The sequence below is a fragment of the Cognatiluteimonas telluris genome (genome assembly GCF_011320095.1).
GTDB classification, from domain to species: domain Bacteria; phylum Pseudomonadota; class Gammaproteobacteria; order Xanthomonadales; family Xanthomonadaceae; genus Cognatiluteimonas; species Cognatiluteimonas telluris.
This window is the reverse complement of sequence record NZ_JAANOY010000011.1, coordinates 14,696-33,553: the sequence shown is the minus strand read 5'-3', so window position 1 is coordinate 33,553 and position 18,858 is coordinate 14,696. Positions and strand designations below refer to the sequence as shown.

19 protein-coding genes are annotated in these 18,858 nt (G+C 68.3%); 11 read left to right on the top strand and 8 right to left on the bottom strand.

The features are described from left to right. Positions 1-107: 107 nt before the first annotated feature. The 3 genes from G7B67_RS07620 to pdhA all read right to left on the bottom strand — a co-directional run bounded on the left by G7B67_RS07620 (position 108) and on the right by pdhA (position 3,691). A complete protein-coding gene (locus G7B67_RS07620) occupies positions 108-1,526 on the bottom strand; it encodes a dihydrolipoamide acetyltransferase family protein (RefSeq protein ID WP_166210358.1) in 1,419 nt (472 codons plus the stop codon). 82 nt (positions 1,527-1,608) lie between these two features. Then, positions 1,609-2,625, bottom strand: coding sequence for an alpha-ketoacid dehydrogenase subunit beta (locus tag G7B67_RS07615; protein WP_166210355.1), 1,017 nt, complete (start codon positions 2,623-2,625; stop codon positions 1,609-1,611). Then, entirely contained in the window at positions 2,618-3,691 is a 1,074-nt protein-coding gene (gene pdhA / locus G7B67_RS07610; protein WP_166210352.1) for a pyruvate dehydrogenase (acetyl-transferring) E1 component subunit alpha, read from the bottom strand. Before pdhA ends, G7B67_RS07615 begins: the two co-directional genes overlap by 8 nt. Before the next feature lie 173 nt (positions 3,692-3,864). Here pdhA and G7B67_RS07605 point away from each other — a divergent pair, with 173 nt between their 5' ends. Both G7B67_RS07605 and G7B67_RS07600 read left to right on the top strand, forming a co-directional pair. Then, positions 3,865-4,734, top strand: a complete 870-nt coding sequence (locus tag G7B67_RS07605) for a tryptophan 2,3-dioxygenase (protein WP_166210349.1) — start codon at positions 3,865-3,867, stop codon at positions 4,732-4,734. Between the two features lie 280 nt (positions 4,735-5,014). Next, positions 5,015-6,517, top strand: coding sequence for a peptide MFS transporter (locus tag G7B67_RS07600; RefSeq protein ID WP_243412296.1), 1,503 nt, complete (start codon positions 5,015-5,017; stop codon positions 6,515-6,517). 9 nt (positions 6,518-6,526) lie between these two features. Here the strand turns inward: G7B67_RS07600 and G7B67_RS07595 are convergent, their stop codons facing one another. Beyond that, positions 6,527-7,039: a MarR family winged helix-turn-helix transcriptional regulator gene (locus tag G7B67_RS07595; RefSeq protein ID WP_166210343.1), complete on the bottom strand. Its 513-nt coding sequence runs from the start codon at positions 7,037-7,039 to the stop codon at positions 6,527-6,529. An 88-nt stretch (positions 7,040-7,127) separates the two neighbouring features. Here G7B67_RS07595 and hppD point away from each other — a divergent pair, with 88 nt between their 5' ends. From hppD to G7B67_RS07565, 6 genes are all read left to right on the top strand, one after another. Next, complete coding sequence (gene hppD / locus G7B67_RS07590; protein WP_166210340.1) at positions 7,128-8,240, top strand: 4-hydroxyphenylpyruvate dioxygenase; 1,113 nt, start codon at positions 7,128-7,130, stop codon at positions 8,238-8,240. Between the two features lie 97 nt (positions 8,241-8,337). Beyond that, positions 8,338-8,727 (top strand): endonuclease domain-containing protein, encoded by a 390-nt coding sequence (locus G7B67_RS07585; RefSeq protein WP_166210337.1) that lies wholly within the window; start codon positions 8,338-8,340, stop codon positions 8,725-8,727. Positions 8,728-8,742: 15 nt separating this feature from the next. Beyond that, on the top strand, positions 8,743-10,074 hold the full coding sequence (hmgA, locus tag G7B67_RS07580) for a homogentisate 1,2-dioxygenase (RefSeq protein ID WP_166210334.1): 1,332 nt from the start codon (positions 8,743-8,745) through the stop codon (positions 10,072-10,074). Between the two features lie 57 nt (positions 10,075-10,131). After that, positions 10,132-10,755 carry a lectin gene (locus G7B67_RS07575; RefSeq protein ID WP_166210331.1) on the top strand — a complete coding sequence of 208 codons (624 nt, stop codon included), beginning with the start codon at positions 10,132-10,134 and terminating at the stop codon, positions 10,753-10,755. A gap of 86 nt (positions 10,756-10,841) precedes the next feature. Further along, the gene (gene nhaD / locus G7B67_RS07570; RefSeq protein ID WP_166210328.1) at positions 10,842-12,272 is read left to right on the top strand and encodes a sodium:proton antiporter NhaD; all 1,431 of its coding nucleotides are present in this window, start codon (positions 10,842-10,844) and stop codon (positions 12,270-12,272) included. Beyond that, on the top strand, positions 12,236-13,168 hold the full coding sequence (locus G7B67_RS07565; RefSeq protein ID WP_166210325.1) for an NAD-dependent epimerase/dehydratase family protein: 933 nt from the start codon (positions 12,236-12,238) through the stop codon (positions 13,166-13,168). The genes nhaD and G7B67_RS07565 overlap by 37 nt, the downstream gene beginning before the upstream one ends. Positions 13,169-13,204: 36 nt before the next feature. Here G7B67_RS07565 and G7B67_RS07560 read toward each other — a convergent pair whose 3' ends face one another. Together G7B67_RS07560 and G7B67_RS07555 are read right to left on the bottom strand one after the other, a co-directional pair. Continuing rightward, positions 13,205-13,687, bottom strand: a complete 483-nt coding sequence (locus G7B67_RS07560; RefSeq protein WP_166210322.1) for an Mpo1 family 2-hydroxy fatty acid dioxygenase — start codon at positions 13,685-13,687, stop codon at positions 13,205-13,207. A 255-nt stretch (positions 13,688-13,942) separates the two neighbouring features. Further along, complete coding sequence (locus tag G7B67_RS07555; protein ID WP_166210467.1) at positions 13,943-14,872, bottom strand: phosphoribosylaminoimidazolesuccinocarboxamide synthase; 930 nt, start codon at positions 14,870-14,872, stop codon at positions 13,943-13,945. A gap of 106 nt (positions 14,873-14,978) precedes the next feature. Here G7B67_RS07555 and G7B67_RS07550 point away from each other — a divergent pair, with 106 nt between their 5' ends. The 3 genes from G7B67_RS07550 (at position 14,979) to trpE (ending at position 17,872) form a co-directional block, all read left to right on the top strand. Further along, a complete protein-coding gene (locus G7B67_RS07550) occupies positions 14,979-15,344 on the top strand; it encodes a J domain-containing protein (RefSeq protein ID WP_166210319.1) in 366 nt (121 codons plus the stop codon). A 16-nt stretch (positions 15,345-15,360) separates the two neighbouring features. Continuing rightward, on the top strand, positions 15,361-16,047 hold the full coding sequence (gene rpe, locus G7B67_RS07545) for a ribulose-phosphate 3-epimerase (RefSeq protein WP_166210316.1): 687 nt from the start codon (positions 15,361-15,363) through the stop codon (positions 16,045-16,047). Positions 16,048-16,357: 310 nt separating this feature from the next. Next, positions 16,358-17,872, top strand: a complete 1,515-nt coding sequence (gene trpE / locus G7B67_RS07540; protein WP_166210464.1) for an anthranilate synthase component I — start codon at positions 16,358-16,360, stop codon at positions 17,870-17,872. Positions 17,873-17,895: 23 nt separating this feature from the next. Here the strand turns inward: trpE and G7B67_RS07535 are convergent, their stop codons facing one another. Beyond that, entirely contained in the window at positions 17,896-18,144 is a 249-nt protein-coding gene (locus G7B67_RS07535; protein ID WP_166210313.1) for a DUF6582 domain-containing protein, read from the bottom strand. Positions 18,145-18,330: 186 nt separating this feature from the next. After that, the gene (locus tag G7B67_RS07530; protein ID WP_166210310.1) at positions 18,331-18,774 is read right to left on the bottom strand and encodes a phasin family protein; all 444 of its coding nucleotides are present in this window, start codon (positions 18,772-18,774) and stop codon (positions 18,331-18,333) included. Positions 18,775-18,858: the final 84 nt, after the last annotated feature.

The following is an 18,858-nucleotide window of genomic DNA, read 5'->3' as shown; positions in this document are numbered from 1 at the left end:
CACGGCCGCGGATTTCCGTAGCTTGGAGAAGGGCAGCGGCCGCACGCTCGACGCCTGTGCAACCGGTCCCGGGTGCGCTGCGCTTACCCGGGCTACGTGACTGCGGATCAGTTCGGGCGCGCCAGGTCGTCCAGCAACGCCTTCAGGAAGCGCGCCGCCTCGCCGCCGGTTGCGGCGCGATGGTCGAAGGTCAGCGAGATCGGCATGCGGCGGTGGACTTCGATGCCGCCCATCACCGCGACGACGTCGTGGCAGAGCTTGCCGGCGCCGATGATCGCGACCGTCGGCGGCACCACCACCGGCGTTGCGTAGCGGCCGGCGAACATGCCGAAGTTCGACAGCGAGATCGTGTAGCCGCTGAGCTCGGACGCCGGGATGCTGCGGTCCTCGACCTGCGCGCGCAGGCGCTGGATCGCGCCGCGCACGCCGTTGGCGTCGAGCATGTCGGCATTGCGCAACGCCGGGACGAACAGGCCGTCGTCGGTGTCGACCGCGATGCCGATGTCGACATGCGGATGCAGCGTGCGCACGAGCTTGTCGCCGTCGAACCAGGCGTTGAGCGCAGGCACGGCCTTGCACGCGGCGACGATCGAGCGGATCAGGCGCGCGGTGATGTCCTGCTTGCCGATCCACGCATGCAGGTCGGCGTCGTCGACCAGCGTCGTCGGCACGACCTTGGCGTGCGCGTCGGCCATGACCCGCGCCATGTTGCGGCGCACGCCCTTGAGCTGCTCGGGCTGGCCGCTGGCCTGCTGCGCGGCCGGCGATTGGGTGCGCATCGGGCGGCCGGCCGCCGACATCGGCGTGCGCTGGGCGTTCGCCGCCGGTGTGTCCTGCACCTGCAGCGACACCACGCGCTGGGCGGGCGCGGCGCCGGCTTTGGCCGAGCCATCGGCCGCGGCGCGCTTGACGTCGTCCATGGTCACCACGCCCTCGGCGCCCGTCGCACGCACGCGGGCGACGTCGACACCGAGCTTGCGCGCCAGCGCGCGCACCGCGGGCATCGCCTTGACGCCGCCGACCGCGACCGCGGCTTCGCTGCGCACGGTATCGGAGGACTGCATCGCGCCGACCACGGTGCCGGCGTCGTCGCGCTTCTCGCCCTTGGGTGCCGGCGTGCCGGCATCACTGATGGTGCCGCCTTCGTCCGACGCGATGACCTGGTGCCCGTTGTTCGATGGCGCATCGGTGCCCGCGCCGCCGTGGGTCTCATCGTCCATCGCCGGCGCGGCGCCGCCGTGGTGGTGGCCGGTGTCCTGGCCTTCGGCGCGCTGCGGCATCGAGGGGTCGATCTCGAATTCGGCGAGCATGCTGCCGGTGACGATCACGTCACCCGCGGCGCCGGCGAGCCTGAGCACCTTGCCCGAGACCGGCGAGGGCACTTCGACCACGGCCTTGGCGGTTTCCATCGAGACGAGGTTGTCGTCGAGTTTGATCGTGTCGCCGACCTTGACGAACCACTCGACGATGGTCGCGTCCGGCAGGCCTTCGCCGAGGTCGGGCAGGAGGAACTTCTTGTTCGCCATGTGCGTGTCTTCCGTAGGGTGGGCCTTGGCCCACCGTGGTTTGTCGAAGGTCTGTGCGGGCAGCGGCGGGCCTGGGCCCGCCCTACGACTGCGCGACCGCGCGTTTCGCGGCAGCGACGATCTTGTCCACGCTCGGCAGGTACTTCATCTCCAGCCGGAACAGCGGGATATGGGTGTCGTAGCCGGTGACGCGCTCGACCGGCGCGACGAGGTCGTACATCGATTCCTCGGCCAGGCGTGCGGCGATCTCGGCGCCGAAGCCGGCGGTCTTGGCCGCTTCATGCACGATCACGCAGCGCCCGGTCTTGGACACCGACTCGGCAATGGTGGCGAAGTCCAGCGGCTTGAGCGTGGCGACGTCGATGACTTCGGCCTGGATGCCTTCCTTCGCCAGCGCGTCGGCCGCTTCCAGGGTTTCCTTGACCTGCGCACCCCACGTCACCAGCGTCACGTCGCGGCCGTCGCGCAGCACGTAGCACACGTCCAGCGGCAGCGCCTCGCCGTCGTCGGCGACCACTTCCTTGTACTGGCGGTAGATGCGCTTGGGCTCGAAGAACACCACCGGGTCCGGCTCGCGGATCGCGGCCAGCAGCATGCCGTAGGCGCGCGCCGGCGAGGATGGCATCACCACGCGCAAACCGGGCACGTTGGTGAAGATCGATTCGTTGGCTTCGCTGTGGTGCTCCGGCGCGCGGATGCCGCCGCCCCACGGCACGCGCAGCACCATCGGGCAGCTCAGGCGGCCGCGGGTGCGGTAGCGCATGCGCGCGGCATGGCAGACGATGAAGTCGACCATCGGGTACATGAAGCCGTCGAACTGCGCTTCGGCGACCGGCTTCATGCCCTGCGAGGCCATGCCGACGGTGAGGCCCGCGATCGTGGTTTCGTCCAGCGGCGTGTCGAGCACGCGCTCGGTACCGAACATCGCCGAGAGGCCGGCAGTGGCGCGGAACACGCCGCCGTTGACGCCGACGTCCTCGCCCAGCACGACGACGCTGTCGTCGTGGCGCATCTCGTAAGCCAGCGCCTGGGTGATCGCCTCGATCAGGGTGATCGCGGCGGGCGCATTGGTTGCTGCAGCGATTTTCTGATCAGCCATTGCGCTTCTCCAGGGCAATCGCCGCGGCTCGTTGCGCGAGCAGGTCCGGCGGCGGATCGGCGTAGAGGTAATCGAACATGGCTTCGACCGGCTGCACCTTGCACTCCAGGTAGGCGTTGATCTCGACGTCGACCTTTTTGCCGCATTCCTCCAGCCAGGCTTTCTCCTGCGCTTCGTCCCACAGCTTCTTGCTGGTGAGGAAGCTGCGCAGGCGCAGCATCGGCTCGCGCGTCCAGCCGGCCTTGACCTCGTCCTCGCCGCGGTAGCGGCGGGCGTCGTCGGCGGTGGTGTGGTCGTGCAGGCGGTAGGTCATGAACTCGATCACGCTGCCACCCTCGCCGCTGCGCGCGCGTGCGCCGGCGCGGCGCATCGCCTCGAGCACGGCGATGAGGTCGTTGCCGTCGACCTGCAGGCAGTTGAGGCCGCCGGCGATGCCCTTCTGCGCCAGCGTCTCGGCGCCGGTCTGCGATGCGCGCGGCACCGAGATTGCCCAGCCGTTGTTGATCACGCACAGCACCAGCGGCAGCTTGTAGGCGCCGGCGGAATTGACCGCGGCGTAGAAGTCGGTCTTCGACGAACCGCCGTCGCCGCAGGTGGCCACCGCGATCCGCGGCTGCTTGCGCAGCTTGAACGACAGCGCCGCGCCAGCCGCCATCAGGCACTGGGTGGAGATCGGCACGCACCACGGGTAGTCGTTGCGCGGGATTTCGAAATCGTTGCCGCGTTCGTCGCCGCCCCAGTACATCAGCACTTCGCGCGGGTGCACGCCGCGCATGAACTGCGCGCCGTATTCGCGGTAGCTCGGCGCGAACACGTCCTCCGGCCGCATCGAGGCGCCGATGCCGATGTGGGTGGCCTCGTGGCCGAGGCAGGCGGCGTAGGTGCCGAGCTTGCCGGTGCGCTGCAGCGCGATCGACTTGGTGTCGAACACCCGCACGAACAGCATCTGCTTGAACAGCGGCACCAGGGTCTTGGGATCGAAGCCCTTGGGCAGGTCGGCGACGAGCTTGCCGTCCGGGCCGAGGTACTGCAGGTATTCGATGTCGAAATGCGCGGCGAGGGTCATCGGTTCGGCCGGAAGTCGCGGGAAGGGTGTCGCGGGACGCCGTGGTACGGACGCGCTCGCGAAGCCCGTCATGATAGCGAATCGGCCCTCCGGCCGGCGAGATGGGCGCCATTGGTGGCCATTTCAGGGCGTTTGAAGGCCGGCCCGGCGGTCCTCGCCGTAGAATGCGCCCCATGACGATCGAGCAGAACGAACGCGCCCTCGAGGCCGGCATCCACACCGACCTGTCCGGCCGGATGACCTATGGCGGCTACCTGCGGTTGGACCGGCTGCTGTCGGCGCAGCAGCCGCTGTCGCAGCCGCCGCACCACGACGAGATGCTGTTCATCGTCCAGCACCAAGTGTCGGAGCTGTGGATCAAGCTGATGATCCACGAACTGCGCGCGGCGATCGACCACCTGCGCCGCGACGAGCTCGGTCCCTGCCAGAAGATCTTCGCCCGCTGCAAGGTCGTGCTGCGCCAGCTGACCGACATGTGGTCGGTGCTGGAGACGCTGACGCCTTCGGAGTACATGGAATTCCGCGAGATCCTCGGGCCGTCGTCGGGATTCCAGTCACTGCAATACCGGACGATGGAATTCCTGCTCGGCAACAAGAACGCGGGGATGCTCAAGGTGTTCGCCCATGACGCCGAGGGCTGCGAAGTGCTGCGCGAGGCGCTGGAATCGCCGAGCCTCTACGACGAGGCGCTGGCCTTCCTTGCCCGCCACGGGCACGCGGTACCGGCGCACGCGCTGGCGCGGGACTGGTCCAGGCCGCACGTGTTCGATCCGGCGCTGGTGCCGGTGTTCGAGCGCATCTACGAAGACAGCGACACGCACTGGGTCGCGTACCAGCTCTGCGAGGACCTGGTGGACCTGGAAACGCAGTTCCAGCTGTGGCGCTTCCGCCACATGCGCACGGTGATGCGGATCATCGGCTTCAAGCGCGGCACCGGCGGCTCCAGTGGCGTCGGATTCCTGAAGCAGGCGCTGGAGCTGACGTTCTTCCCCGAGCTGTTCGAAGTGCGGACGGTGATCGGGACGGGGTCGGCGCCCGCCTAGCGTTGCGCGAGTTCGCGCTTCGGCGGGAGCGGCTTCAGCCGCGAGCCCCGCGCCTCGGATGCGCCGCCGATGAGCGGACTCCGATGGTGCCGGAAAGCGGGCGGCTGAAGCCGCTTCCACCAAGGGCGCGCTTCCGGCGCAGCTGATTGCTGCACCGCAGCAGCGTTTTGCGGTTTGACGCCGCGCGATGCGGCGGGCGATCCTCGGGCGATGCGTGCGACGTGCACGCCATCGCCCAGGGGACTGCATGAACACCACGCCATCCAACGCCGCCGAGCCGATGGGACCGCCGCTGACGCGACCGTCGTCCGCCGACGGCATCCCCAGCTTCCCGCAGGTGCTCGGCCATCCGCGTCCGTTGTGGATGCTGTTCATGACCGAGTTCTGGGAGCGCTTCGCCTTCTACGGCATGCGCTGGGCGCTGACGCTGTACATCGTCGCGCAGTTCTTCGCCGGCGACGCCTCGGGCCAGGCCTACGCCAGCCGCACCTACGGCGCGTTCCTCGCGCTGGTGTATGCGACCGCGATCTTCGGCGGCTATGTCGCCGACCGCATCATCGGCTACCAGCGCTCGATCCTGCTCGGCGCGGTGGTCTCGGCGCTGGGTTACTTCACGATCATGGTGCCGAGCCAGGGCATGTTCCTGCTCGGACTTGCCACGATCATCGTCGGCAACGGCCTGTTCAAGCCCAACATCTCGGCGCAGGTGGGCCAGCTGTACGCGCAGTCGGACGCGCGCCGCGACTCGGGCTTCACCATCTTCTACATGGGCATCAATGCCGGCGCGTTCGTCGCCCCGATCATCACCGGGATCCTGGCCGAGAAATTCGCCAGCCCCGCGATGCCGGCCTACAAGGCGGTGTTCCTCGCCGCCGGCATCGGCATGCTGGTCTCGACCGTGTGGTTCTGGTTCGGCCGCCGCCAGCTGGGCGGCATCGGCCGCCCGCCCGCCGGCGCCGAGGGCATCGGCCGCGTGCTTGCCGTCGTGGTGGGCGTGCTGGTGGCGATCCCGGTGGTCTACTTCCTGATGTCGATCGACGCCAGCATCGTGCTGTGGATCCTCGCCGCGCTGTTCGTCGGGCTGTGCGTGATGGTGCTGGTCGAAGGCGTCCGGGAAGGCAAGGTCAGCCGCGACCGCTCGCTGGCGATGCTGATCATCTTCGTGTTCAACGTGCTGTTCTGGATGTTCTTCGAGCAGGCCGGCAGTTCGTTCAACTTCCTGGCGCAGAACATCGTCAACCGCGACCTGGGCGGCTGGGAATTCCAGGTCGGCTGGTTCCAGTCGGTCAACCCGATCGCGATCCTGGTGCTGGCGCCGCTGTTCGCCTGGCTGTGGATGCGCCTGGGGCGCGCCAATCCGTCGATCCCGCGCAAGTTCGGCATCGGCCTGATCCTCAACGGCCTGGCCTTCCTGCTGCTGATGTTCGCGCTGTCCAGCCTGGTCGATCCGGCGAGCCACACGATCCCGTTCTGGACGCTGTTCATGGTCTACGTGATCCAGACCGCCGGCGAGCTGTGCCTGTCGCCGATCGGCCTGTCGATGGTCACCAAGCTCGCACCGCTGCGGGTGGTCGGCCTGGCGATGGGCGGCTGGTTCTTGTCCACCGCGATCGGCAACAACCTGTCGGGCATCTTCGCCGGCCACGTCAGCGGCGAGAGCGGCATGACGGTGGCCTCGGCGCAGGCCGGCTACACCTTCGGCTTCTGGGCGCTGCTCGGCGCCGGCGTGCTGCTGTTCCTCATCGCGCCGCTGATCAACCGCCTGATGCACGGCGTGAAGTAAGCGAGGGGCTCAGGGCGGGGCGTCGGCTTCGGCCCTGAGTTCGAGTTCGTCCAGCCGGTCGAGCAGGCGGAACAGCAACGCCCGCTCGGCCGCCGCCATGTCGCCGAGCAGGTTGCGCTCGAAGGCCAGCGCCAGCGGCGCGACTTCTGCGTAGATCAGGTGCCCGGCCGGCGACAGCCGCAGCACCGAGCGCCGGCGATCGCCATCGTGGACATCGCGTTCGATCCGCCCGGCGTCCAGCAGGCTGGCGACGGCGCGGCTGACCGCGACCTTGTCCATCGCGGTGCGCTGGGCCACTTCACCCGCCGACAGGTCGGGATAGCGGCCGAGCACCGCCATCACCCGCCACTCGGTCACCCCCAGCGCGAAACGTTGCGAATACTCGCGCGCGATCGCGCCGCTGATGCGGTTGGACAGCACGCTCAGGCGATAGGGCAGGAAGCGCTCGAGTTCGAGCGCGGCCGGCGGCGGCGTGGCGTCGACCGCGGGAGCGGGGGTCGGAGGGGCTGGCCTGGCGGACACTGCTGCGGCGCGCCTTGCAAATGGTTTCAGCTGAAACTATAACGTGCGATCCCACCCGCGCAAGCCGCGCCGCACCAAAGGACCCGCCATGAGCGCGCAAGCAGACGCCACCACCGACCGCCAGCCCAACCTGGGCATGCAACCGACGACCTTCGACAACCCGATGGGGATCGACGGCTTCGAATTCGTCGAGTTCGCCGCGCCCGAAGGCCAGGGCGAGCAGTTGCGCGACTACTTCACGCGCATGGGTTTCAGCGCGGTGCTGCAGCACAGGACCCGGTCGATCACCGTCTACCGCCAGGGCGAGGTCAACTTCCTGCTCAACGAGGATCCGGATTCCTTCGCCGCCGACTTCGCCCGTGCCCACGGCCCGAGCGCCTGCGGCTTCGGCATCCGTTTCCGCAAGCCCGCCGACGATGTCTGCAAGGCGGTGCTGGCCAATGGCGGCGAGGCGATCGACCACAAGCCGGAGACCAAAGCCGTCGACGCCCCGGTGGTCAAGGGCATCGGCGACTGCATGCTGTACCTCATCGACCGCCGCAGGCACGAGGCGGTGTACGCCGATTACCTGCCGGTGCAGGGCGCCGATCCGCGGCCGAAGGGCTTCGGATTGACCTTCATCGACCATCTCACCCACAACCTCTACTTCGGCAACATGCAGAAGTGGTCGGACTACTACGAGCGGCTGTTCAACTTCCGCGAGATCCGCTACTTCGACATCAAGGGCGCCAAGACCGGGCTGGTGTCCAAGGCGATGACCGCGCCCGATGGCGTGGTGCGCATCCCGCTCAACGAATCCAGCGATCCGAAATCGCAGATCAACGAATACCTCGACGCCTACCAGGGCGAGGGCATCCAGCACATCGCCTGCTTCACCGACGACATCTACGCCACGGTGGAGAAGATGCGCGAGGCGGGGATCGAATTCCTCGACACGCCGGACACGTATTTCGAGGTCATCGACCAGCGCGTGCCCAACCACGGCGAGGACGTCGCGCGGCTGGCGCGCAACAAGATCCTGATCGATGCCGACGCCGAGACCAAGCAGCGCAAGCTGCTGCAGATCTTCACCACCAACGCGATCGGCCCGATCTTCTTCGAGATCATCCAGCGCAAGGGCAACGAAGGTTTCGGCGAAGGCAACTTCCAGGCGCTGTTCGAAAGCATCGAGCGCGACCAGATCAAGCGCGGGGTGCTGTAGTCGCTTGTCGAAGTCGCTCCGGAGCAATGCAACGAGGCTTCGCGCGAGCCCCTCTCCCGCCGGGAGAGGGGTTGGGGTGAGGGTCCGGGATCGGCCGATGCCAAAACCACCATTGCCAACCAGGAGCCGTGACTTCGCCCGCGCCTTGCGCGTCTGCTCGACCGATGCCGAGCGCGCACTCTGGCAGCACCTGCGCGCAGGCCGCTTGAATGGCCATAAGTTTCGGCGTCAGCATCCGATCCATCCCTACGTTGTCGACTTCTACTGCGAAACTCTGAAGCTTGTCATCGAACTGGATGGCTCGCAGCACACGCCGGACTCCGATGCAGTGCGCACGCAATTTCTGGAAAGCCGAGGATTGAGCGTCATCCGGTTCTGGAGCCACGATGTGCTGCAGCAGACCGACGCGGTGTTGCAGGCGATCTGGAGCTTCGCCGATCGCCGGACCCTCACCCCAACCCCTCTCCCGCCGGGAGAGGGGCTTTAAGCAAGGCCAGCTTCCATGACCATCCACAGCAACGGCTATCAATCCGGTTTCGGCAACCACTTCGCGACCGAAGCGATCGCCGGCACCCTGCCGGTCGGGCGCAATTCGCCGCAGCGTGTCGCCCATGGCCTGTACGCGGAGCAGTTGTCGGGCACGGCGTTCACCGCGCCGCGCAGCGAGAACCGGCGCAGCTGGCTGTATCGCATCCGTCCTGCGGCGATGCACGGCACGTTCTCGCTGCTGGCCGACGCCCCCGGCGCGAAACCACGTTTCCACAACGATTTCGGCGACGGCCCGGTCACGCCCGACCAGCTGCGCTGGAATCCGCTGCCCCTGCCGGGCGCCGATGGCAATGGCGCGCAGGTCGACTTCATCGACGGCCTGTTCACCATGGCCGGCAATGGTTCCCCCGCCGCATTGCACGGCATCGGCGTGCACCTGTATGCGGCCAACCGCGACATGCACGACCGCTTCTTCCATGACGCCGACGGCGAACTGCTGATCGTCCCGCAGCAGGGCCGGCTGCACATCGAGACTGAGCTCGGCGTGCTCGATGTCGAGCCGCAGGAAATCGCTGTCATCCCGCGCGGCATCCGCTTCCGCGTCGCCCTTCCCGATGGCAGCGCGCGTGGCTACGTCTGCGAGAACTTCGGCGCATTGCTGCGGCTGCCCGACCTGGGGCCGATCGGCAGCAACGGCCTGGCCAACCCGCGCGACTTCCTCGCGCCCAACGCGGCGTTCGAGGATCGCGAGGGCGCGTTCGAGCTGGTCGCCAAGTTCCAGGGCCACTTGTGGCGCGCCGACATCGGCCACTCGCCGCTGGACGTCGTCGCCTGGCACGGCAACGACGCGCCGTACAAGTACGACCTGCGCCGCTTCAACACCATCGGCTCGATCAGCTTCGACCATCCCGATCCGTCGATCTTCCTGGTGCTCACCTCGCCCAGCGATACCGCGGGCGTTGGCAACATGGACTTCGTGATCTTCCCGCCGCGCTGGCTGGTGGCGCAGGACACCTTCCGGCCGCCGTGGTTCCACCGCAACGTGGCCAGCGAATTCATGGGCCTGATCCATGGCCAGTACGACGCCAAGGCCGAAGGCTTCGCGCCAGGCGGCGCTTCGCTGCACAACTGCATGACCGGGCATGGGCCCGACGCGGCAACGTTCGAGAAGGCGAGCAACGCCGAGCTGTCCAAGCCCGACGTCGTCACCGACACCATGGCCTTCATGTTCGAGTCGCGCGCGGTGATCCGTCCGACCGCGCAGGCGATCGACGCCGCGCACCGGCAGCGCGACTATCAGACCTGCTGGGCCGGCCTGCGCAAGCACTTCCGCGCGCCGGGCTGAGCCGGCAGCGACACGCCATTCGCGGTAGGCTCGACGGTTTCCCGCCTGGAGGTTTCGATGCGCCGCACGCCTTTGGTCCCCGTCCTGATCGTCTCCACCCTCGCCGCACTGGCCCTCGGCGCCTGCGATCGCCAGGCCGAGCCCGTCGCATCGACCACGCAAGCCCCCGCGTCGGCGGCATCTACGGCCACCGCGTCGGCGACGATTGCCGCGCCCGCACCCGCTGCCGTGGATCGCACGCCGACGTTCAAGGGTTATGGCGACCTGAAGTTCGGCATGAACTCCAAGGAACTCCACGAAACCTGGAAGGGACCGCTAAAGATCGCGGCGCCCGCCGCGGGCAGCAGCTGCCAGCAGGTGGCGCTCGATCCCGCGGCGCCGAAAGCGCTCAAGCTGATGATCGAAGGCGACAAGCTGGTGCGTTACGACGTCGCCACCGACGCCGAAACCGCGCCCGGCGGCGGCAAGGTCGGCATGGGCATCGACCAGATCCGCAAGCTCTACGACGGCCGCGTGCGCGAGCAGCCCGCCAAGTACGTGCCCGGCGGCGTCGACCTGCGCGTGAGCGCCGATGACGACAGCGGCAGTGCGCTGATCTTCGAGACCGGCGCCGACGGCAAGGTCACCGCGTGGCGCGTCGGCCAGTCGCCGGCGATCGATTACACGGAAGGCTGCTCCTGAGCATTGCCGGCCGTCGCCATCACCGGCGCCTGCCGCCGGTGCCGGCGCAACCGGATCGCCCGGGTTTGGCTGCGGAGCGAACACCCATGCACATTGCACCCCGGGCCAGCGCCGGCATCCTGGCCGCCGTGCTCCTCGCGACCGCTCCCTCGGCGTGGGCGGCGGCCCCGGCGGCGTCCGTGGACCTGACCGGCCACTGGGCGGGCTATACGGCCATCGTCGTGTTCGTGCTTGCCTACATCATGGTGGTGCTGGAGGAATTCACCCACCTGCGCAAATCGCAGCCGGTGATGCTGGCCGCAGGGGCGATCTGGGCCTTGCTGGCGGCGGTGACGACGCGCGCGGGCATGCCGGAAGCGGCGCATGCGGCGGTGGGGACCTACCTGTTGGAATACGCGGAGCTGCTGCTGTTCCTGCTGGCGGCGATGACCTATGTCAACGCAATGAGCGAGCGCAACGTCTTCGAGGCGTTGCGCAGCTGGCTGCTGCGCCACAGGCTGGGCTACCGCGCCTTGTACTGGATCACCGGCGCGCTGGCGTTCGTGCTGTCGCCGGTGCTGGACAACCTGACCACGGCGCTGGTGCTGTGCGCGGTGCTGATGTCGGTGGGCGCCGGCAATGCGCGCTTCATCTCGCTGGGGTGCATCAGCATCGTGGTCGCCGCCAATGCCGGTGGCGCCTTCAGTCCCTTCGGCGACATCACCACGCTGATGGTGTGGCAGAAGGGCCTGGTCACGTTCACCGAGTTCTTCGACCTGTTCCTGCCGTCGCTGGTCAATTGGGTCGTGCCGGCGCTGCTGATGTACTTCGCCGTGCCCAAGGGATCACCCACCAGCGAGGATGCGGGCGTCGGCATGAAGCGCGGCGCCATCCCGATCATCGCGCTGTTCGTGGTGACGATCCTGCTGGCGGTCAGCTTCCACAGTGCGCTGGGGCTGCCGCCCTTCCTGGGCATGATGACCGGGCTGGCGCTGCTCAAGCTCTACGGTTGGCGCCTGCAGGCGAGCAACCGCCAGCTGGCGCTGGCCGGGTTCGAGGACGAAGGCGCGCCCGGCGAAATCGATTCGTTCGACAGCTACGAGCAGGTCGCGCGCGCGGAATGGGACACGTTGCTGTTCTTCTTCGGCGTGATCATGTGCGTCGGCGCATTGGGCTTCTGCGGCTACCTCGCGGTGGCGTCGCACCATTTCTACGGCGTGCTTGGCCCGACCACGGCCAATGTCCTGGTGGGACTGATGTCGGCGGTACTGGACAACATCCCGATGATGGTCGCGGTGCTGCAGATGAATCCCGACATGAGCCACGGGCAATGGCTGCTGGTGACGCTGACCGCGGGTGTCGGCGGCAGCCTGCTATCGGTGGGTTCCGCGGCCGGGGTTGCGCTGATGGGACAGGCGCGCGGCCAGTACACCTTCTTCGGCCACCTCAAGTGGACTTGGGCGATCGCGCTCGGCTACGCCGCCAGCGTGCTGGTGCACCTATGGATCAACGCGCCGCTGTTCGCGATCGGCCAGTGAGCGCGACGCCGGCGACCACGGCGGCCGATCCGCGGGTGCGCAGCGCACTCGTGTTCGGCGGCAGCGGCCAGATCGGTGCGCCGTTGCTGCAACGCCTGCGGCAGGGCGGCTGGAGGGTGCTGGCGGTCTCGCGCGATGCACAGGTCGACGACACCTGCGTGCGCTGGCTGCGCGGTGACCTGTCGCGGGTGGAGCGGTTGCCGGTGGCGGTCGACGCGATCTTCAGCTGCGGGCCGCTCGACCACTTCGCGCGCTGGTATGCCAACTCGACCGTGACCTCGCCACGCGTGGTGGCCTTCGGCTCGACCAGCCTGGAGGTCAAGTCGGACTCGGTCGATCCGCGCGAACGCAGCCTGGCCGCGCGCCTGGCCGAGGGCGAGCGGGTGGTGTTCGCCGCGGCGCGTCGGCGCGGAGCCGCCGCGACGGTGTTGCGTCCGACGCTCGTGTATGGCGCCGGTCGCGACCAGACCCTGACCCGGATCGCGACCTTCGCGCGGCGATGGCATGGCTTCGTCCTGCCCGCGGGCGCGATCGGCCTGCGCCAGCCGGTGCATGTCGACGACCTCGCGGCGGCGGCGCTGCAGGCGTGCGACGTGGAGGCCGCCGCCGGCCATGCCTACGACTTGCCTGGTGGCGAAACCATCGCCTATCGCGACATGGTCGCACGCGTGCTCCGCGCCTTGCCCGCGCGTCCGGCCCTGATCGAAGTGCCGGCGCCGGTGTTCGAAACGGCGGTGCATGCCGCCCGTGGGATCGGCCTGGCGCGCGGCGTCGGCGATGCGGTCGTCGGGCGCCTGCGCGAGGACCTGGTGTTCGACCCGGCGCCGGCGCAGCGTGCGTTCGGCTATGGGCCACGCGGCTTCGCGCCGACCGCCGGGATGTTCGAGCGCGGCTAGCGCGGCGACGGCTTCAGGGGCCAATCGCCGGAGGCTTCAGTACGACCATCCGAGCTTGCGATACAGCTTTGCCAACACCCACGCCGGACCAATCAGCAGGTAGGTCAGGTCGGTAAGGAAGCTCGGCTTGCGGCCTTCGATCCGGTGGCCGACGAACTGCGCGATCCAGGCGAGCACGAACACGCCGGCCGACAGCCACAACAACTGCGGCGTCCCCAAGGTGTCGTGCAGCCAGCGCGTCGCCCAGGTCAGCGCGACGAAGACCGCCAGCATGCCGGTGCCGAGCCGACGCGAGGCGCGGAAGTAGAAGCTCCAGGCGAAGAACATCGCCAGCGCCGCCCACAGCCCGGGCCGGAACCAGCTGCCGACCACCGGGATGCACCACAGCATCCCGATCGCGCTCCACAGGATCGCGGGCACCGCGAAGACGTGGATCCACTGGTTGGTGTCGTTGCGGTGGTCGTCCGAGTAATGGGCGAACCAGCGGTCGATCGGGCGTTCGGAAGCAGTGGTGTTCATGGTCGATCGAACTTTTGTTCGCGGCAATGCGCAGCGGGGCAAGCGTAGCGCACCGCGGCTTGATCGGCCGTGGGCGGCCGGACTCCGCGGTGACGGCTGGGTTGGCGCATCGCCTTCGGGCGAGTCATCGGAAGCGCGCCCTCATCCGCCCTTCGGGCACCTTCTCCCGGAGGGAGAAGGAAAATCATCGCTGCCTCATCCGCGCTTCGGGCACCTTCTCCGGAGCGAGAAGGAACGGCGCGCGATAGGCGCCCGTCAGTCGACCGATATCCCCGCCAGCCGCTGCAACGCTTCGGCGTATTTGGCGCGCGTGCGCTCGATCACCTCGGCCGGCAGGCGTGGGCCGGGAGCGGTCTTGGTCCAGTCCAGCGTTTCCAGGTAGTCGCGCACGAACTGCTTGTCGAAGCTCGGCGGGCTGGTGCCGATCTCGTACTCATCCGCCGGCCAGTAGCGCGAGGAATCCGGCGTCAGCATCTCGTCCATCACGTACAGGCGGCCGTCGGCATCGGTGCCGAATTCGAACTTGGTGTCGGCCAGGATGATGCCGCGCTGCGCCGCGTAGTCGCGCGCGAACGCGTACAGGCGCAGCGTCGCGTCGCGCACCTGCTCGGCGAGGTCGGCGCCGATCGCGCGCACCATGGTATCGAAGTCGATGTTCTCGTCGTGGTCGCCGACCGCGGCCTTCGTCGAGGGGGTGAAGATCGGTTGCGGCAGTTGCTCGGCCTGTTGCAGGCCGTCGGGCAGGGTGATGCCGCTCACGCGCCCGGTGCGTTGGTAGTCCTTCCAGCCGCTGCCGATGAGGTAGCCGCGCGCGATCGCTTCCACCGGCACCGGCTTGAGCTTCTTGGTCACCACCGCACGCTTTGCATACAGCGATGCATCCACGCCGGGCGGCAGCACGCCGGCGACATCGATCCCGGTCAGGTGGTTGGGGACCAGGTGCGCGGTCTGGCCGAACCAGAAATTGCTGATCTGGCACAGCATCTCGCCCTTGCCCGGGATCGGGTCGGGAAGGACGACGTCGAACGCGCTCAGGCGGTCGGTGGCGACGATCAGCAGCAGCGGCTCGGCGCCGCGTCCGGCGGCTTCGCTGGTGCCGGCCGGAAGTTCGAACACGTCGCGCACCTTGCCGCGATGACGCAGCGCCAGGCCCGGCAGGTCGGACTCGAGCAGGTAGGGTCGCAATGGATGTGTCGTCGTCGTCGCCACGCGCGGTCCAGCCGAACAGCCGAGGGTCGACTAGTGTACCGGCCGCGACGGCGGCGCGAGGGGTGGCCTGTAAACTGGCCGGGTGGACGAGCCGCGCAAGCCCTGGATCGGCACCGTGGTCGGCGTGCTTGCGGGCCTGCTGCTGGTGCGCGCGCAACCGCTGCTCGGCGCGCTGATCGGGCTGCTGCTGGGGCACGCCTTCGATGCCGGCTGGTTCGGCGGCCGTCGCCGGCGCGATGCCGACGATCCTTACCGGGTGCTGGGCCTGTCGGCCGATGCCGACGACCGCGACATCGAGCGGGCCCGGCGCCGGCTGCTGGCGCGCTTCCATCCCGATCGTGCCCGCGATGCCGCCGAACGCGAGGACGCCGAGCGCCAGACCCGCACCATCAATACCGCTTACGACCGCATCCGCCGGCTGCGACAATCGCCGCCGCCACGCCGCTGACCTGCACAGGACCGCCATGCAACCGACCGTCATCGCCCCCTCGATCCTGTCCGCCGATTTCGCGCGCCTCGGGCAGGAGGTCGACGACGTGCTCGCCGCCGGCGCCGACTGGGTGCATTTCGACGTGATGGACAACCACTACGTGCCCAACCTCACCATCGGGCCGATGGTGTGCGAGGCGCTGCGCAAACACGGCGTGACCGCGCCGATCGACGTGCACTTGATGGTCGAGCCGGTGGACCGGATCATTCCCGACTTCGCCAAGGCCGGCGCCACCGACATCAGCTTCCACCCCGAGGCCAGCCGCCACGTGCATCGCACGATCCAGTTGATCAAGGCGGTGGGCTGCCGCGCCGGGCTGGTGCTCAATCCGGCGACCCCGGTCGACGTGCTCGACTGGGTGCTCGAGGACCTCGACCTGGTGTTGCTGATGAGCGTCAATCCAGGCTTCGGCGGGCAGTCGTTCATTCCATCCACGCTGGAGAAACTGCAACAGGTGCGCGGGATGATCGATCGCGCCTGCGCGGGCCGCGACGGGCGCGTCATCCGGCTGGAGATCGATGGCGGCGTGAAACCCGACAACATCGGCGCGATCGCGCAGGCCGGTGCCGACACCTTCGTCGCCGGCTCGGCGATCTTCGGCCATCCCGATTACGCGCAGGTGATCGCGCAGATGAAACAGGCGGTCGCGGCCACGCGTTGAGCCGGGCAAGGAGACGGCGACGCAGGCCACAAAGAAAGGACCGATGTCACCTTGGCGACATCGGTCCTGGTTGGACCGTCCCTGTTCCGCGTTTCATCCCTGCGATGACGTTCCATTGTCCGGATCGACGGTGACAATCGCGTGACTTCGGCACCGCGTGCGGTGGCATGCGTGGTCGCCACGAAGCCGCTACAGTGGCGCCCCATGCGACCGCATCCTTCCACGTGTTCCTTCCCCGCCGGCGGCGGTTGGCGATGCCGGCCATCGACTGCTGCAGCGCCTGCCCCGTCCCTGAAGGAATGCCCGCGTGATTTCGTCTTCGCCATCGTCCACCAGCCCTGCGCAGCAGGCGTTCGAGCGCCACGCGGCTGAGGGCCACACCCGCATCCCGGTCGTGCGCCAGGTGTTGTCGGACCTCGACACGCCGCTGTCGGTCTACCTGAAACTCGCCGACGGGCCGCACACCTACCTGTTCGAATCGGTCGAAGGCGGGGAACGCTTCGGGCGCTATTCGATCATCGGCCTGCCGGCCAGGCGCGTGTATGCCTTCGCCGGCCATACCCTTTACGTCAGCGAGCACGGCGAGCTGGTCGAGGCGCGCGACGTGGACGATCCGTTCGCCGAAGTCGAGCGCCTGCGCACGCAATTCTCGGTGCCCCGGCTCGATGATCTTCCCGGGTTCTCCGGCGGGCTGGTCGGCTGGTTCGGCTTCGAATGCATCGGCTACATCGAGCCGCGGCTGGCGCGCGGCACCAAGCCCGACGAACTCGGCACGCCCGACATCCTGCTGATGCTCAGCGAGGAAGTCGCGGTGTTCGACAACCTCAAGGGCCGGCTGTACCTGGTCGTGCACGCCGATCCGCGCGAGCCGCAGGCCTGGGCGCGCGCCAACCGCCGGCTGGACGAACTCACCCACCGCCTGCGCCATGCCGGCGCGGGCTATCCGGAGACGCTGCTGCCCGAAGCGCTGGACGAAAGCCATTTCGTCTCCGGCTTCACCCGCGAGGGCTTCATCGCGGCGGTCGAAAAGTCGAAGGACTACATCGCCTCCGGCGACGTCTTCCAAGTGGTGCTGTCGCAGCGCCTGAGCGTGCCGTTCCATGCGCGGCCGGTGGATGTGTATCGGGCGTTGCGCGCGCTCAATCCCTCGCCTTACATGTACTTCCTCGATGTCGGCGACATGCAGGTCGTCGGCTCGTCGCCGGAAATCCTGGTGCGGCTGCAGCACGACGCCGAAGGCCGCGGCATCGTCACCGTGCGCCCCATCGCCGGCACCCGCCCACGCGGGCGCACGCCGGAAGAAGACCTCGCGCTGGAAGCCGAACTGCTCGCCGACCCGAAGGAGCGCGCCGAGCACCTGATGCTGATCGACCTGGGGCGCAACGACGTCGGTCACGTCAGCGCGCCGGGCACGGTGCAGGTGGGCGAGCGCTTCGTGATCGAACGCTACAGCCACGTCATGCATATCGTCAGCGAAGTCACCGGCACGCTGAAGCGGGGGTTGGGCTATGCCGACGTACTAAGGGCGACGTTCCCCGCCGGTACCGTCAGCGGCGCGCCGAAGATCCGCGCGCTGGAAGTCATCCGTGAGCTCGAACCGATCAAGCGCAACGTCTACGCCGGCAGCATCGGCTACATCGGCTGGCACGGCGACGCCGACACCGCGATCGCGATCCGCACCGCGGTGATCCAGGACGGCAAGCTGCACGTGCAGGCCGGCGCGGGCATCGTCCATGACTCCGATCCCGGGAAGGAATGGGAAGAGACGATGAGCAAGGGCCGTGCGCTGTTCCGCGCGGTGGCGCAGGCGGCGAAGGGCCTCTAGCGGCGGGCCGCCGGTGGGCCCGCTCAGTGCGGGTGCTTGCCCAGCTCGTGCCAGCTCTTCTCGCTGACATCGACGTCGAACTTCTTCGCGGCCGCCCGGATCCGTTTCCAGGCTTCGTCACGCTCCTCGTCGCTCACGCCCTTGACCTGGTCGAAGCGCGCGATCGCGTTGCGGACGTGTTCGGCATCTTCCAGCGGTTCCTTGCGTTGCTTGGGGAATGCGAATTGGCCACGGCCGAGATCGTCGCGGTCGTCTGAGTCGAGCCTGCTCATGCGCGTTGCTCCCGTGTCGGCAGGCCTGCGATCCTGCGCGCCCAGGCGTGAACACCCCGCATTTGCGGCGGCACGATGCCTTCGTTGCCTCCAGCTCTTACGCAGCCAGCCCGGCCGTTGCCGCGGGCAAAAAAAAACCCGGCGACTCGCGTCGCCGGGTCAAATGCGGAGAGAGAGCCGCTTGTCTTACTTGGCTGCCTTGGAGGCGGCCTTGGTGAACTGCGCTTCGGCCTGCTCGGTCGCGTTGCCGGCGGCCTGCTTGGCCTGCGCGGTGGCGCGCTCGAACTGGCCCTTGGCGATCTCGCCGATCGCCTCGTTGGTCTTGACCGTGCGGCCGATGACGTCCTGGCCGGTGCTGATCGCACGCTCGACGTTCTGGCGGGCCACCTGCACCCCCTTCGGCCACAGGGTCTTGAGGCCGTCGAGGTCGCGCGCTTCGGCCAGCTCGCCCCAGAAGGCGAAGGTGGCGTTGACGTTCTGCTCGATCGCGGCCAGCTGCAGGCCGAAGACCTGCTCGGCGTTGCCCAGGGCCAGGCGGCTGACCTGGCCGGCGGTGTCGGCGAACTGGCGCGTGGCCGACGCGAACTGGTCGTTGAACTGGCTGAACTGCTCGGTATTGAACTGGTTCATGGCGGGTCTCCTGCGGATGTCCGGCAGGGAATGCCGGTTTTGTGCGTCGCAGCATAGACCCGCGGATGCTGCATTGCAACATCG